This window comes from Collinsella sp. AM36-4AA, assembly GCF_003467795.1.
Taxonomy (GTDB): Bacteria; Actinomycetota; Coriobacteriia; order Coriobacteriales; family Coriobacteriaceae; genus Collinsella.
Map to the genome: position 1 here is coordinate 15,547 of NZ_QSHS01000030.1, position 14,928 is coordinate 30,474.

At 60.7% G+C, this 14,928-nt stretch carries 15 protein-coding genes; 7 read left to right on the plus strand and 8 right to left on the minus strand.

Annotation, left to right across the window (positions count from 1 at the left end):
- Positions 1–16 precede the first annotated feature (16 nt).
- A complete protein-coding gene (locus tag DW850_RS08880; protein ID WP_117786859.1) occupies positions 17–1,546 on the plus strand; it encodes a diguanylate cyclase domain-containing protein in 1,530 nt (509 codons plus the stop codon).
- A gap of 284 nt (positions 1,547–1,830) precedes the next feature.
- On the opposite strand, the gene DW850_RS08885 is transcribed toward DW850_RS08880, so the two are convergent.
- Positions 1,831–2,151, minus strand: a complete 321-nt coding sequence (locus DW850_RS08885; RefSeq protein WP_117635527.1) for a DUF3784 domain-containing protein — start codon at positions 2,149–2,151, stop codon at positions 1,831–1,833.
- 334 nt (positions 2,152–2,485) lie between these two features.
- Between DW850_RS08885 and DW850_RS08890 the strand changes: the two genes are divergently transcribed.
- From DW850_RS08890 to DW850_RS08905, 4 genes are all read left to right on the plus strand, one after another.
- Complete coding sequence (locus DW850_RS08890; protein WP_117786860.1) at positions 2,486–3,109, plus strand: flavodoxin family protein; 624 nt, start codon at positions 2,486–2,488, stop codon at positions 3,107–3,109.
- A 17-nt stretch (positions 3,110–3,126) separates the two neighbouring features.
- Complete coding sequence (locus DW850_RS08895; RefSeq protein WP_055252194.1) at positions 3,127–3,468, plus strand: arsenate reductase family protein; 342 nt, start codon at positions 3,127–3,129, stop codon at positions 3,466–3,468.
- 86 nt (positions 3,469–3,554) lie between these two features.
- Positions 3,555–4,685: a GTP-binding protein gene (locus tag DW850_RS08900; RefSeq protein ID WP_055286648.1), complete on the plus strand. Its 1,131-nt coding sequence runs from the start codon at positions 3,555–3,557 to the stop codon at positions 4,683–4,685.
- Positions 4,686–4,780: 95 nt separating this feature from the next.
- Positions 4,781–5,380 (plus strand): tRNA (cytidine(34)-2'-O)-methyltransferase, encoded by a 600-nt coding sequence (locus DW850_RS08905; protein WP_117636890.1) that lies wholly within the window; start codon positions 4,781–4,783, stop codon positions 5,378–5,380.
- Between the two features lie 29 nt (positions 5,381–5,409).
- On the opposite strand, the gene DW850_RS08910 is transcribed toward DW850_RS08905, so the two are convergent.
- The 4 genes from DW850_RS08910 to DW850_RS08925 all read right to left on the minus strand — a co-directional run bounded on the left by DW850_RS08910 (position 5,410) and on the right by DW850_RS08925 (position 11,924).
- Positions 5,410–7,905: an excinuclease ABC subunit UvrA gene (locus DW850_RS08910; protein WP_233539096.1), complete on the minus strand. Its 2,496-nt coding sequence runs from the start codon at positions 7,903–7,905 to the stop codon at positions 5,410–5,412.
- Between the two features lie 10 nt (positions 7,906–7,915).
- Positions 7,916–9,034, minus strand: a complete 1,119-nt coding sequence (locus DW850_RS08915) for an AAA family ATPase (protein ID WP_089572898.1) — start codon at positions 9,032–9,034, stop codon at positions 7,916–7,918.
- 93 nt (positions 9,035–9,127) lie between these two features.
- Positions 9,128–11,131: a translation factor GTPase family protein gene (locus tag DW850_RS08920; RefSeq protein ID WP_117786862.1), complete on the minus strand. Its 2,004-nt coding sequence runs from the start codon at positions 11,129–11,131 to the stop codon at positions 9,128–9,130.
- Positions 11,132–11,435: 304 nt separating this feature from the next.
- Positions 11,436–11,924: an N-acetyltransferase gene (locus DW850_RS08925; RefSeq protein ID WP_117716525.1), complete on the minus strand. Its 489-nt coding sequence runs from the start codon at positions 11,922–11,924 to the stop codon at positions 11,436–11,438.
- Positions 11,925–11,991: 67 nt separating this feature from the next.
- Between DW850_RS08925 and DW850_RS08930 the strand changes: the two genes are divergently transcribed.
- The gene (locus DW850_RS08930) at positions 11,992–12,297 is read left to right on the plus strand and encodes a hypothetical protein (protein ID WP_233540653.1); all 306 of its coding nucleotides are present in this window, start codon (positions 11,992–11,994) and stop codon (positions 12,295–12,297) included.
- Positions 12,298–12,364: 67 nt separating this feature from the next.
- On the opposite strand, the gene DW850_RS08935 is transcribed toward DW850_RS08930, so the two are convergent.
- A complete protein-coding gene (locus tag DW850_RS08935; RefSeq protein WP_117786863.1) occupies positions 12,365–13,069 on the minus strand; it encodes a class I SAM-dependent methyltransferase in 705 nt (234 codons plus the stop codon).
- Between the two features lie 63 nt (positions 13,070–13,132).
- Positions 13,133–13,276 carry a hypothetical protein gene (locus tag DW850_RS10215; protein ID WP_158549061.1) on the minus strand — a complete coding sequence of 48 codons (144 nt, stop codon included), beginning with the start codon at positions 13,274–13,276 and terminating at the stop codon, positions 13,133–13,135.
- A 227-nt stretch (positions 13,277–13,503) separates the two neighbouring features.
- Between DW850_RS10215 and DW850_RS08940 the strand changes: the two genes are divergently transcribed.
- On the plus strand, positions 13,504–13,905 hold the full coding sequence (locus tag DW850_RS08940) for a hypothetical protein (RefSeq protein ID WP_117786864.1): 402 nt from the start codon (positions 13,504–13,506) through the stop codon (positions 13,903–13,905).
- Between the two features lie 125 nt (positions 13,906–14,030).
- On the opposite strand, the gene DW850_RS08945 is transcribed toward DW850_RS08940, so the two are convergent.
- Positions 14,031–14,843 (minus strand): putative RNA methyltransferase, encoded by an 813-nt coding sequence (locus DW850_RS08945; protein WP_117786865.1) that lies wholly within the window; start codon positions 14,841–14,843, stop codon positions 14,031–14,033.
- Positions 14,844–14,928: the final 85 nt, after the last annotated feature.

Below are 14,928 nucleotides of genomic sequence, written 5' to 3' on the forward strand. Positions count from 1 at the left end.
AAGGAGGCAATCCATCATGAACGAGTCGTATCGCCTGGGCGAGCAATCAATCATCGCTCATCTTCAGCGACTTGCGAACGGGGCCTCAACCACCGAGCTCGATGTTGCCGCGCTGCCCCCGGAGCTGCGTGCCATCGGTGAGCAACTGCAGAAAACGCTCGCCATCCTGCAACAAGAACGCGAGCTGCTTGAGCACGGCGCCTATATCGACTCGCTCACCAATCTTGGCAACCGTGGCGGACTCGACCGCCATGTCGATCAGCTCTGGCGCAAAGGCACCCCCTTCACCTGCGCCTATATCGATATCGACCGCCTTAAGCATTGCAACGATAAGTTTGGCCACGCCGAGGGCAATCGCTACATTCTGAGCATCTGCCGCGCACTCACCGAGACGATGGAGCACGATGAGTTGCTGTTCCGTATCGGTGGAGACGAATTTGTACTTATATCCCCCACGACAGACGAAGCCGAGCTCGAGCAGCGCCTGGAGCGGACGCGTGCCAATCTTATCGAGGCAACATCGGACGGCAAGGCGCCCATGATCGCCAGCTTTAGCTTTGGCTGCTCGCGCGTCGACCCACTTGCAGGCGATACGCGTCGCCAGATGACAAAGGACGCCGACCGCAAAATGTATCGCTACAAGCTCATGTACCGTGTGCAACAACCGGAAGAAGGCGATGCGCTGCAACACCCGATCACCGAACAACCCCCCTGCAACGAGCGAGTGTTCCAAGCGATCTCCATGAGCTCCGAGACACGCTATCCGTTCATCATTAACCTCGACACCGGCGAATCGCAATGGTCGGTTAATGCCGTGCGCGATTTTGACCTACCCTCCCAGCATCCCTACAACTCGCTCGATATATGGCTTGCCCGTGTTCACCCCGAGGACCGCGACAACGTACGTGCCGAGCTCGATATGGTGGTAAACGGCACGTGGCACTTCCACTGCATGCAGTATCGCGTCATGAATACCGCCGGAAAATACGCGCTTTGCGACTGCACGGGTTACCGCCTGGACGGCACCGATACCGAGCCCAACATGTATGTGGGCATTGTCACCAACCGAAGCTTGGCAGATACGACCGATTCCGTGACCGGTCTGGGCGATATCCATGCCCTGGTCAACGCCATTGGCGAGATGCGTCGCGTGGCACGAAACGCAGGCTTGATCGCCATTAAAATCGACGAAATCGCACAGGTCAATGCCCGCTTTGGCTTTGATGCAGGCGACCGCGTTTTGGCAGAAAGCGCCGCCTGCCTCATGGATTGCTCGCGCGGCAAGGGTCGTCTGTTCCGCTCGACCGGACCGATGTTCGTGGCGCTCTTTGACGAGCTTGATCCCGAAGAGACCGACGCGGTTGCAGACGAAATCGAACGGTTCTTGGGATCGCCCGTGCTCCTTGGCTCATTTGAATATCAGCCGCCCCTTCGCGTGGCGACGCTTCATCTGGACGCCGTCGACCGACAGCCCGTTTCCATTTTGAACGAACTCAATGCGCTGATTAAAGAGGCGCCGCAGGTACCGGGCACCAAGCTGGACTAGCGTTATGGGGCGCATGATGGTTAATTTCCGATCTCAGCCGAACACATTGGGCAAATAGGTCGTACCCGCAGTTAGCCGAACGTCCCCGCAGTCCCTCCCGGGGCCCGGGGGCACCGTTTCGATACTCTTGGTTTACTTTGCCTGATGCAAATAAGTGCTCAACAAGATAGAACCTATCCCCCGCCACGGATATGCCCTCGAGTAAATCTGTTAAGCCAAGCCTACCAAATTCTATTGACAATTGGCTGCATTGGTCCATTTTGTCGTCCAGCCACTTCCGCTGGCTATCGCCTCATAAACACAAACCTAACGAGCCGCACGAACGACAAAGAGGCCAAGCTGAACAGAAGTAGAACCAAAACTTCAAAAACGCTGGTATTCCAATCGCGTACCCAGCCCTCTACCGCCCACAAGAAAAACAGCAGCCCCATCCATAACGTCACAGAAGAAATCAGCTTTGCGTAAGGGCGTATATCAATCTCGCTCTCCCTTTTTGTGACATCATATCCAGCAATTGAGCAGAGCCATCTTCCTCTTCGGTATTGGATTGAAAGGACAATCAAGGCAATCGAAGTCATCAAGCAAACAGCATCCTCTGTTTCCATAGAGTTTCCTTTGCTTTCCATCCTAGTTACGCATTCACAATCGAATCAAACCAAGTATGAATTACTCGATAGCAACCTCCTTAGTATAAACCATAGCCGCCGCAGCAGCCCGCCTTCCAAGGCCTCAAAGCTCGCCATCGAGGGCGACCCGCCCAGACCCCTTACAATCTGCTCGCACGAGGCCCCGCACTCCAACATCCTCTGGACCGTATCCCGCTCGTACCTGGTGAGCGTGCCTGCCGTGGGCCCTCGGGGCCGGCATCGTGCCCCACGCCATCTGCCCGCTCGTGCGATAATCCTCTGCAGAGGTCACCGACAGCAGAGGGAGTTTGTGATGAAGGTTCTTTTGGTCAATGGCAGCCCCAAGGCAAACGGCAACACCGCTCGCGCGCTCGCCGAAGTCGCCGAGCAACTTAAAGCCGAGGGCATCGACAGCGAGGTATTCCAACTGGGCGCCAAGCCCATCCGCGACTGCATCGGTTGCGGTCAGTGCGGCAAGCTTGGCGGTCGCTGCACCTTTGACGACGACGTGGTGAACGAGCTCATCGCTGCCGCCGAGCAGGCAGATGGCTTTGTCTTTGGCTCCCCCGTCTACTATGCGCATCCCAGCGGACGCATCCTCTCGGCTCTCGACCGCGCATTCTATGCTGGCAGCAAGGCCTTTGTGCACAAGCCGGGTGCCGCGGTCGCCGTCGCCCGTCGCGGCGGCACGTCGACCACCTTCGATGTACTCAACAAATACTTCACTATCAACCAGATGCCCGTGGTGGCCTCCACATACTGGAACAACGTCTTTGGTGCCATGCCGGGCGAGGCCGCCCAGGACGCCGAGGGCCTTGCCACCATGCGAAACATCGGTAAAAACATGGCCTGGCTGCTGCGTTGCATCGAGGCGGGAAAGGCCGCCGGCATCGAAGCCCCCGAGGCCGATCGCGAGCGAACCAACTTTATTCGGTAGAACGGCGGAACATAAATATGAACGTGCAAATTTTCGGGACTAAGAAGTCCTTCGATACCAAGAAGGCCCAGCGTTATTTTAAGGAGCGCCGCATTAAGGTGCAGTTTATTGACCTTAAGGAAAAAGAGATGAGCAAGGGCGAGCTCACGAGCGTGATGCAGGCGGTCGGCGGCATCGACAAGCTGCTCAACCCCAAAGCCAAGGACGAGGAGACACTCGCGCTCATCCAGCACCTTACCCCCAGCCAGCGCTTCGACAAGCTGCTCGAGAACCAGCAGGTTTTGGCCGAGCCCATCGTACGCAACGGCAAGAAGGCCACCGTCGGCTATTGTCCCGATGTGTGGGGAGCCTGGGAGTAGCCTGTGTTATTTGTCGGCGCGTGGGTATAAGAGCAGGCGTTTGGCATAAGATTCAACTGTAAGCCATGTCTAACAAAGGAGGGCACATGCCCAACAAACCCGTGAAGATCATCATGCTTACCGGCTACCTCGGTGCCGGCAAGACCACGCTGCTCAACCACATCCTCGCCAACGACGGCGGCATCCGTGCTGCCGTGATCGTCAACGATATCGGCGAGATCAACGTCGACGCCAGCCTCATCGCCGACGGCGGCCTTTCCGAGACCGACGACCTCATCCCGCTCACCAACGGCTGCATCTGCTGCACGCTTTCGGACGACCTGGCCAACCAGCTGCAGGGCATCGCCGATTCAGGCAAGTTCGACTATATCATCATCGAGGCTTCGGGCATTTGCGAGCCTATCCCCATCGCCTACACCATCTCGAGCTTCTGCGACGAGGCCAAGGTGGGCGGCGAGCCCAAGCTCGCACTCGACAACATCGTGGCCGTGGTCGACTGCGCCCGCATGTACGACGAGTTCAACGGCGGCCGCGACCTGCTGGCTGAGGATATCGACGAGGACGACATCGAGAGCCTGCTCATCCAGCAGATCGAGTTTTGCTCCACGCTGATCCTCAACAAGACCGATACCGTGAGCCCTGAGCAGATCGCCGAGCTCAAGGCCATCGTGCGCAGCCTGCAGAAGGACGCCGTGATTGTCGAGGCCCAAAACGGCGAGGTCCCCATGGAGGAGCTGCTCGACACCGACCGCTTCGACTTTATGCGCGCCTACAACTCCGCCGCCTGGATCGAGGCCATGGAGCATCCCGAGGAGCACGACGACCCCGAGGTGCTCGAGTACGACATCGAGACCTTTGTGTACTCGCGCCGCAAGCCGTTTGACCTGCAGAAGTTCACCGATTTTGTTGAGCAGGAGTGGCCCGACGAGGTCATTCGCGTCAAGGGTCCGCTGTGGCAGACCGGCAATCCGGACATGTGCTACATGTTCGAGCAGGCCGGCCACCAAATGCGCCTGATGGAGAACGGTCTGTTCGTTGACTCCGCGCCCGAGGGCGAGAAGCAGAAGATCATCGACGAGAACCCCGAGATCATGCAGATTTGGGACGACGAGACGGGCGACCGCATGACGAGCCTGTGCATCATCGGCCGTCACATGGACAAGGATGCGCTCATCGCCTCCCTCGATGCCTGCCTGACCGACTGGCACCGCGCCTAGATTTATCCAAGCGGGCATTTTTCCGCCTACGTAACCGCCAAACCACCACGAAGGTGCCCTTCGTGGTGGTTTTTCGTTCTGAGCCAAGGAGATTCATGTTCAACATTGTGCTGTATGCGCCCGAGATTCCGGCCAATACGGGCAATATCGGCCGCACCTGCGTGGTTACCGGCGCCCGCCTGCATCTGGTGGAGCCGCTGGGGTTTTCGCTCGACGACAAGACGGTGCGTCGCGCCGGCCTGGGCTACTGGCAAAATTTGGACGTGACGACCTATGCCGGCTGGGAGGATTTCCTTGCGCGCAACGGCCTCTCCCCCGCCGACGAACGCCTGCATCTGCTGACCAAAAAGGCGCGCCGCACCTATGCGCAAAGTACCTACCGCGACGGTGACTTTTTGGTCTTTGGCAGCGAGAGCTCGGGGATTCCCGAGCCACTGCTTGCCGCGGCGCCCGAGCGCTGCGAGCGCATCCCCATGTTGCGCGATTGCGACTCGCTCGAAAACGCCGACGCCTGGGAGGCCCACGAGGAGTCGCTCGGGCATACCGAGGACAGCCACGAAGCCATCCTTCGACAGGATATCTGCGGCAACTTCGTCGACCCGGACGACTACCGCATCAGCGCTCTCAACCTCTCTAACAGCGCCGCCATCGTCCTCTACGAGGCCCTGCGCCAAACAGGCTTTCCGGGAATGTGACAAAGGAACTGTCCCTTTGTCACATTCGGTTATAGGTAGCGGCCGGTGATGCTTGCGGGGCAGGCCACGATGTCGCCCGGCGTGCCGGTGCAGACGATTTGTCCGCCTGCGTCACCGCCGCCCGGGCCCATGTCGATCACGTAATCGGCGTTACGGATAAGGTCGAGGTCGTGTTCGATCACGATAACCGTGGCGCCCTTGGCAACGAGGCCATCAAACACGCTCAGCAGCACCTGAACATCGAGCGGATGCAGGCCGATCGTGGGTTCGTCGAATACAAATACGGCATCGTCCTGCACACGGCCCATCTCGCTTGCAAGCTTAAGGCGCTGTGCCTCGCCGCCCGAGAGCGCCGGCGTGGGCTCGCCGAGTGTGAGATAGCCCAGCCCCAGGTCGTGCAGGGTCTGCAGACGCGTCTGAACTTTCTTGAGTCCCAGTGTGGCGTCGAGGGCCTCATCCACGCTCATATCCATGAGCTGCGGCAACGTAAGCAGGCTGCCGTCCTTGCCCTCGCGATGAATATGCGAGGCCGCGTCTGCATAACGCGAGCCGTGGCATGCAGGGCAGACGATCTCGACATCGGGCAAAAACTGCACGTCGAGCGATATCGAGCCCGTGCCATCGCACGTAGGGCAGCGCAAAGCGCCAGTGTTGTAGCTAAAGGCACCCGCTTTATATCCTGCCGCCTTGGCCTCGGGCGTACGGGCGAAGGCGCGGCGCAGCTCATCATGGATGTCGGCATAGGTCGCTACCGTCGAGCGTACGTTGGCGCCGATGGGCGTGGCGTCAATCAGGTTGGCGCGCGCGATGCCCTCGGCATCGACCCAACGCACGTGCCTTGGCAGGCGCTCACCGGCTGCCTGTGCCTTGAGCGCCGGGATGAGCGTCTCGAGCACCAACGTCGTCTTGCCCGAACCCGAAACGCCCGTCACCGCGACAAGGCGGCCGCGCGGGATATCGACTTCGAGCGGTTTGACGGTATGGATGGCATCGGTCGCCATGTGGATATGGCCTAGGTCGAACATTTCGTCGTCAGCCACCTGCGGGCGCAGACGCTTGGGGTCCGAGCGCAAGAACGGCGCGATGCGGCTGCCCTGCGATTGCTCGACCTCACATACCGTACCGGCGGCGATTACATGGCCGCCGCCTGCTCCCGCAACGGGGCCCATCTCGACCAGATAGTCGGCTTCTGCCAGCACGCGCGTGTCGTGGTCGACAACAACCACGGTATTGCCGTCGACCACCAGATCGCGCATCACGCCCACCAAGCCGTCGACATTGGCAGGATGCAAGCCGATCGAAGGCTCGTCCAGCACATACAGCACGCCCGTCGATCGGTTACGCACCACGCGGGCGAGCTGCACGCGCTGACGCTCGCCCGTGGAGAGCGTGGCACCGGCGCGGTCGAGTGGAAGGTAATCGAGGCCCAGATCGACCAGTCGACGGGCCGTGCTCAAAAACGAATCGCAGATATCCGTCGCCATGGGCTGCATCTCGGCCGGCAAGGATGCGGGCACCCCGCGCACCCACTCAATCGCCTCACCCAGCGTCATAGCCGCGGCCTGCGCCAGATTGATACCGCGCACCTGGGGATGGCGTGCGGCCTCGGAGAGACGCGTGCCGCCACAGTCACGGCATGGCCCCTCGCGCAAAAAGCGCGCCACGCGCTTGAGGCCCTTGTCGTCCTTAACCTTGGCGAGCGCATTCTCGACGGTATAGACAGCGTTGTAATAGGTAAAATCGAGCGGCGTGGCGCCCTCGCCGTTTTTGGGAACGTAGAGAATGTGCTTTTTAACCGCCGGACCGTGGAACACGATGTCGCGCTCTTGAGGCGTGAGCTGGTTAAACGGCACGTCGGTGCGCACGCCCATCTCGCCGGCTACCTGCTTCATCAGATCCCACATGAGCGTACCCCAGGGAAGCACCGCGCCTTCGTTGATGGTCTTTGACTCGTCGGGCACCAGGCTCGCTTCGTCCACCTCGCGCATGACACCGGTGCCGCCGCAGGTAGGGCACGCACCGCAGCTGTTAAAGGCAAGGTCCTCGGCACTCGGCGCGTAGAACTCGCGGCCGCATGCGGGGCACGTGAGCGACAGGCCCGCAGCCACGTTAAGGCTCGGCTCCACACGCGCCCCGCAATGTGGGCACACGTGATGGGCACAGCGGCTAAAGAGCAAACGCAGACTGTTGTTGAGCTCGGTCATGGTACCAAAGGTCGAGCGCACGCCTGGCACACTGGGACGCTGATGCAACGCGAGTGCCGCCGGTACGTGCAATACCTCGTCCACCTGGGCGTGCTCGGCCTGCGTCAGGCGACGTCGAGTATAGGTGCTGAGCGCCTCCAGGTAACGGCGCGAGCCCTCGGCATAAAGAACTCCCAGCGCCAGCGAGCTCTTGCCCGAGCCCGACACGCCGGCAATGCCCACGAGCCTCCCCAGCGGAATATCGATATCGATGTCCTTGAGATTGTGGACACGTGCACCGCGCACCTCGATAGCCTGCGGGCTCATCTTCTGTTCCGTCACCTTTATCACCCTACTCATGCCATAAAACGCGGTCGCGGATATACTCGCCCAGCATGGGCACGGTAAACCGCACAAGGCCGTATCCGGCGGCCTCGATGACGCGCTCGCGAATCAGGCTTGCGCGATATTTACTCGCCCAGCTCTGGGTACGGTCGCAGCGCTCAATGATATCCGCCGTGCGCGTCGGCTTGTCCTCGTCAACCGCCATAGCCTCGATAAAGAGGCGCTGAGGGCTGCGCAGACCGTAATACAGAGGTGCGTCAACCGCTTCGTAGAACTCGGAGACGGCATCCGCATGGCCATTCTCGACATCGCGCCTTTCGATGACTTGCGAGCCACGCCGGACAGCAGACCGCCACATGTAATAGCCCACCAGCTGAACCATATAGGGATGCCCCATGCTCTTGCGCGCCGCAAGGTCCGCCGTCTCCGCGTCAACGTAAAGACCAGCGTCTTTGACCGTCTGGATATACGAATCGCGCACTTTGGGCAAAGATATTGCCCCCAACGTACGCTGCTGGGCACGCCGCAAAAACGTCACGCTCGGCTCTTCGAGCAGATCGTCAACCATACTGGGCAAGCCGGCGAACGCCAGCGCAAGACCGCGCTGGTCGCTATCGGGCAAGCCCGTGGCATCCTGGTCTCCGAGCACCTGCTGATAGAGGACGGCAAGAGCCGCCAGTTCCTCGATAGACACCGATTGTGCCTCGTCAATCGCAAACAAGACGCCCTTGCCCGGACCGAGCTTCTTGAGACGCTCGTTGACCAGCCCTCGCAATGTCTCGCCTTTTGCCCGCGCCGCCTCGACCGACATCCGGCCAAACGACGGCCCAAACTCCATTGACGTCACAACGGGTTTATTCGAGCGAAGCGCGTCGGCCAAGCGGTCGCACAAACCAAGCGAAGCGGAATCGGAGACAACCGCCCATCCGCGCTCGCTGGCTAGACGTTGCAGCTCCCGCAGGAGAACCGTTTTGCCACAGCCGCGGTTTCCCGTAATGAGCATGAGCCTGCCCGGCGCTCCGGCGCCGTTGTCGAGCCCTTCCTCAAAATCTTCGATGACCGACTCGCGACCGATGAGTATCGGAGGCCGCTTACCAGCTGTGGGCTTAAAGGGATTTGGATTCATATCGGCCTCCTCGGATTGGCAAACCCTGGTAACAGTTATACCAACATATACTGAGTTATACCAATAGCATGTGACAAAGGGGCTGTCCCTTTGTCACATGTGGCCGAAAAACTCGGCGTCTGCTGCTCGCCAGGGACGGAAGGTGGCGGGATCGATCTTTACGTGCGCTGCGGCGGGCACGTCATACCATTTGACCGTGTAGCCGGCGCCATGAGAGCAAAAGACCGAGTCGGGCGTGTTGGGCAGATCGGCCTCGGGCTCGTAGGCGGCAGCCTCGATTACGCGCTCGCCATCATGGCAAGCCGCATAACCGGCGAACTCCAGGTACAGATGACCGCGCCCGCTCGTGTAGGCAGCCACCTCCAGCGCGTAATCCTGCACCTCGGATGCCGGTACGCGACCCACAAGCTTCGCTCGGTCTCCCGCCATCGTCGGCGGCTCGTACTCGGCACCCATGCGTGTGGCATCTGACAACGCCCGGCCCACGCACTCCCCCGGCACCTCGAGCTCAAAGTGGTACCACGGCTCCAGCAACACGTCTGCGCCGACCTCGCGCGCCTGCATCAAACCCTGGCGAATCGCGCGATACGTGGCCTGGCGAAAATCGCCGCCCTCGGTGTGTTTGGCATGCGCGCGGCCGCCCGTGAGCGTAATGCGCACATCGGTGATGGGCGAGCCCGTCAGCACGCCCAGGTGGTCGCGCTCCATAGCGTTGGTGAGTGCCAAACGCTGCCAGTTAAGATCGAGCTCGTCGGTCGAGGTCACGGTGCCAAACTGCACACCCGAACCCGCCGGCAACGGCTCCAGGCGCAGATGCACCTCGGCATAGTGGCGCAGCGGCTCAAAGTGGCCCACGCCCTCGACCGGCCGCGAAATAGTCTCCTTATAGAGAATGCCGCCGGGCTCAAACGCAACCGAAAGGCCAAAGCGATCGGCCAACACCCGCTGCACGACCTCGAGTTGCACGGCGCCCATCAACTGCAAATGGATCTGCTCAAGATGCGTATTCCAGCTTACGCCGAGCATGGGATCTTCGTCCGCCAACTCACTCAGCGCTTTAAACACCGCATGAACGTCGTGTTCGCCCGGCAGCACCGTATAGGTGAGGACCGGAGCGATGACGGGCGCATCGCCCGCGGGCTCCGTGCCCAGGGCGTCCCCTGGGCGAACGTGCGCAAGACCCGTCACGGCGCAAATACCGCCAGCAGCAACTTCTTGGGCAAGCTCATACTTCTCGCCGTTATAGATGCGTACCTGATCGACCTTCTGTTCCCACGCCTCGGCACTGGAATGCCCGCTGATCATCTGTTTTGCGCGCAGCGTGCCGCCGGTCACTTTAACCCAAGCCAAGCGCTCGCCACGATCCCGGCGGCTGACACGATAGACGCGCGCGGCAAACTCCGGGAGCCACGCCTGCTCACGCATCAGCGCGCATATACCATCCAGTAGCTCGTCAACGCCTTGGTCCTTGAGCGCCGAGCCGGCAAAGCAGGGAAAGAGCTTGCGCTCGGCAACCATGCGCGACAGCGTTGCGACAGAAAGCTCACCCGCTTCAAGAAACTCCTCGAGCGCCGCTTCGTCCAACGCAGCAGCGTCCTCCTGAACGGCGCCGCCCGCCAGCAGCTCGTTGGCATCCAGGCAGCCCTCGGAAAGACGCTGCCCGAGTTGTGCCAGCAAAACATCGCGGCCGGGATTCTCCAAATCGATCTTGTTGATGAAGATGAACGTCGGGATGTCATAGCGTGCAAGCAGGCGCCACAGGGTTTCGGTGTGCCCCTGCACGCCATCGTTGGCGCCCACCACCAGAATCGCGTAGTCCAGGGCACGCAGTGTGCGCTCCGCCTCGGCAGAAAAATCGACATGGCCGGGAGCATCCACGAGCATGACGTGGGTATCGCCGTGGTCGAGCACGGCCTGCGACGAGAAAATCGTGATGCCGCGCTCGCGCTCGATCTTGTTAGTGTCCAGATGCGAATCGCCATCGTCCACGCGGCCACGCTTGCGAATGCGGCCCGCGTTGAACAGCATGGCCTCGGCCAACGTGGTCTTGCCGGCATCGACATGCGCCAAGATTCCAACGACCGCTTGCTTCGACATGGCTTCCTCTTATTGCAAGCCCATCGCACGCGGCAACGGGCGTTCACGCTCCACACTGGATGATACAATTTACGGGCCGGTGGGCGAAGCGGGCCCTATCCCCCGACCGAGCTCATCGCCCCGCGTTGCCGCGCGGCGATTTTCGTAGGTTCGCGCCTTGCGAAAGCCGGCACCTCCCCTTTTTGTCTGCCCGGATTCATCTGGGGCGGTAACAATGCGAGTCCCACAACGACGCGTTTTACCAAAAATGGCCCCACGCGGGGCCATTTTCATTTCGATGAAACGCTGGTATGCGACTCGGCCCTTATGCCTCGCGCAGCCAGTCGAACGCAACACGCGGCGTGCCGTCCGACACATACACGACGCCGGCGCGCTCGAACCCCGCCTTCATGCTCGCGCCCTGCATGGGCAGGTTGTCCGCGTGCGTGTCGATACGCAGGTGGTCAGCGCGCGCCTTGGCAAAGGCAAACATCGCGGCCGCGATACCGTGCACGGTGCCGTCGGACGCCACGCGGTGCAGTACGGCGTACGGAGTGTCGCTACGCCACTGACCGTCCTCGATGACGTCATAGCACTCGTCCGGGCCCGGCAAAAAGGCAAACGTCGCCACCACGCGACCGTCGACTTCGCACACATAGCTGCCACCGGCGGCGATATCGGCAGCCAGCTGCTCGGCCGAAGGCGTGCCCTCGGGCCACTGTGTGGCGTTGCCATGCGCGCGCATAAAGGCGCGGGCGGCGTCATAGATAGCCATGACGGCGGGAATGTCGGTATCGAGGGTTTTTCTGATCATCACGCGGCGACCTCACGTTTATTGGTATCACTTTGATTGGGCAATGATACCAGCGTTTGGAAAGGGCATGAAGCAGATGGGAAGCAAAAAGCGAGCCGCCTGGTCAAAGGCCAAAAGCGAGTTTTTGGGCGCTGCCACCGGCGGCGATATGAGCGACCTGTTTGCGCGCGAGGACGAGCGCCGCGATGCCCTGGACGCCGAGCGCGATGAGGCTTGGCGCTACAAGTCGTGCGAGCGCAAAAACCGCTACGACACACGCGCCGAGGCCGAGGCCGTTATGGCCGACTGCGAAAACCGTGGACGACGTGGCTTGGCCTGCTACAAATGTGAATACTGCGGCGGGTGGCACCTGACGTCGCACCCTTGGAAATAGGCGCCGCATCGGCGCGACGCTCACGCAGCGGCACGGCACCGACACATCGCCGGCCATCGCACGCAGGCTACGGGCGCGGCGGCACCAAAACATCGTAGCGGACGGCCTTGCCCGCAAGCTGATAGCTCGGCTTAACGCCGGCAAGCAGCGGCCCCTTCACCGGCCGCTTGATAACGACCTTGCGCGGCCGCACTGCAAGCGCAGCTTTAACCAGCGTCTCCTCATCGGCGCACGGCTGCTCCAAATGGTGCAGGAGTTGGAACTTCTTTTTGACCGCCGCACTCTTGGTGCGCTCGGGAAACATGGGATCCAGATACACCACATCGGGAGCCGCGAGCTCACCACGCTCGACCAGCTCAGCCGCATGGCGAAGGCCGGCAACACTGTCCTCGCCCGCATGTAAGCGCATGCGCGCCACGGCAGCCGCAAGCGCCGGATCATCTGCCGCGCGATCCAGGGCATCCTGAAGGAGCGCCGCGATCACGCAATCCTGTTCATACAAATCGACGGTAAAGCCCACAGCGGCCAACAGCAGCGAATCCTCGCCAAAGCCTGCCGTGGCGTCAATCGCCCAGGGGTTCTCGATACCTTTTGTGCGTGCAGCCTTCACCAACAGCTCTTGCTGCAGACGACCCTGCTTGAGCCGTGGGAGCATACGGGCAAAATCGGCACGCAGCTCCATCGCACCGTCGGTGAGCGTGAGGCCCTCGGGCTTCCCGATCAGCTCAAGCCCCGCGGCCCGAGCAACAGAAAAGGGATCGACGACGCCCATGGGTACTCCTTAGCAAGCAAAGCGGATACGTGAGCGCCGCATGTGTCGGCACCCAATCGTCCGCTATTGTCCCACATGCGACATGGCCCACAGCATCCCAATGCAAAGCACCGCCATCAATCCCGTGCACACGGCAGCGATCACAGAATCGCTCATGCGCCTTCCCAACGATTGCGGCTCGCGCGCCTGCCCTGTTCCGTACATCATGGCTCCTCCTTAGACCAACTCCTTGTTACATCCTCATCATCGCAGCGCCGCACATGAGCTGCCATCGATTTGGCTTACGTCCAGCTTTCCTTTTTGAAAGGTTGGACCGTACAGGCAAGAGACGCTTTCAAACGCATGCATCGCCCCGTTGAACTACAATGTGCTTCATCATATGTGCAGCACATGGGGTGCGCCAGGTTGACGTACTCGTATCGAAAGGACCAGCCATGAGTTTCACTCGCAAGACTCTCAAAATCCTTGCCCTGATTTATTTTGTTCTGGGCATCGCCAGTCTCGTCATTGGAATCGCCGGCATCGCGACCGGCAAGTTCGAGTCCACCTACGGGCCGTACGCCATGCTCGCCACGGTCGTGCTTGTCGCCAAGGGCCTCATCGATCTCGCCGCGGGCGTTGCGGGCATCAAGGGCGCCAACAAGCCTTCGCAGGTAGGCGGCGCGTTTAAGCTCGGCATCGTCGCCGCAATCGCCACGATTGCGCAGGCTGTGCTCACGCTCCCCGCGTTTGGCGGCGACGCCATCAACTATGGCGCCTTTGTCATCGTGGTGTACGACCTGTTCTTTATTCAGCAGGCACACGACATTAAGGCCGAAAACAAGGACCGCCTGTAGGCACCTGCCTCCCATAACCCCTGCTATCAAGCAGCTAAAAAGGGCCGATCGCGCAGCAACGCGGTCGGCCCTTTACGTTTGCCCAGATAAACCCTGCCAAAATAAACCTGTCCCTTTTTGGTAGGTTAGTGGCGGTACTCGGCGATGATGAAGTCGATATCGGTCTGAAGGGTGTCCAGGTTTGCCAAGCGCTCTTTGTCGGCAGGGCGCGTGCGGTAGTAGTACGGCGTCATCTGAAACACCGCCTCGATATCGGTCTGCGTCTGGAGCGTAATGTTCGCAGACACCCGTTTCGTGCCAACCAACTCGAGCTCGGTTGTCTGCGGCAACTTCTCATCGTTGAGATATGGCGTGTCGTAGAGCACCTCCTTGAGCCCAAAGAGATGACGGGCACCCGGTATAACGGTATAGAGCGACCCCTCGGGTGCCAGCACGCGAGCAAACTCACGCTCGTTAAAGGGAGCAAAGAGCTCGGTCACCATATCGAAGGTGCCATCGGCCACGGGGATGTCCTTCATGTTGGCCACGAAGTAGGTCGCATCGCCGCGCTTGGCGGCCAGACGCACCATCTCTTTGCCCAGGTCGAACCCATAAGCATCCACGCCCGGCACCGCACCCATGGCACTGGTGTAGTAGCCCTCGCCGCAGCAAATATCGAGCAGCGTCATGGGGCCATTCGCAGTCGCTGCACGTCCAGACACCTGCTCGCGCACCAGCTCGACCATCGCATCGCGCAACGGCGCGTAGTAGCCGCGGTTAAGAAAGTCGCGACGACTGCGCGCCTGCGACTTGGGATCGCCCATGGAGTCGCCGCTCTTGGACGAGCGCAGCAGATACAGATAGCCCTCGCGCGCACGGTCAAATCGATGTCCGCCCGCGCACGCAGCACCGCGCTCGTCGTCCACCAACGGATCATGGCAAACGGGGCACAACAACATGGCAACTCCTTAGCGCGGACAACACAACGCCCACCATTGTCGCACGCCTCCCCCACCTAGTCATTGGGTGTTCCTATAGTTTTGT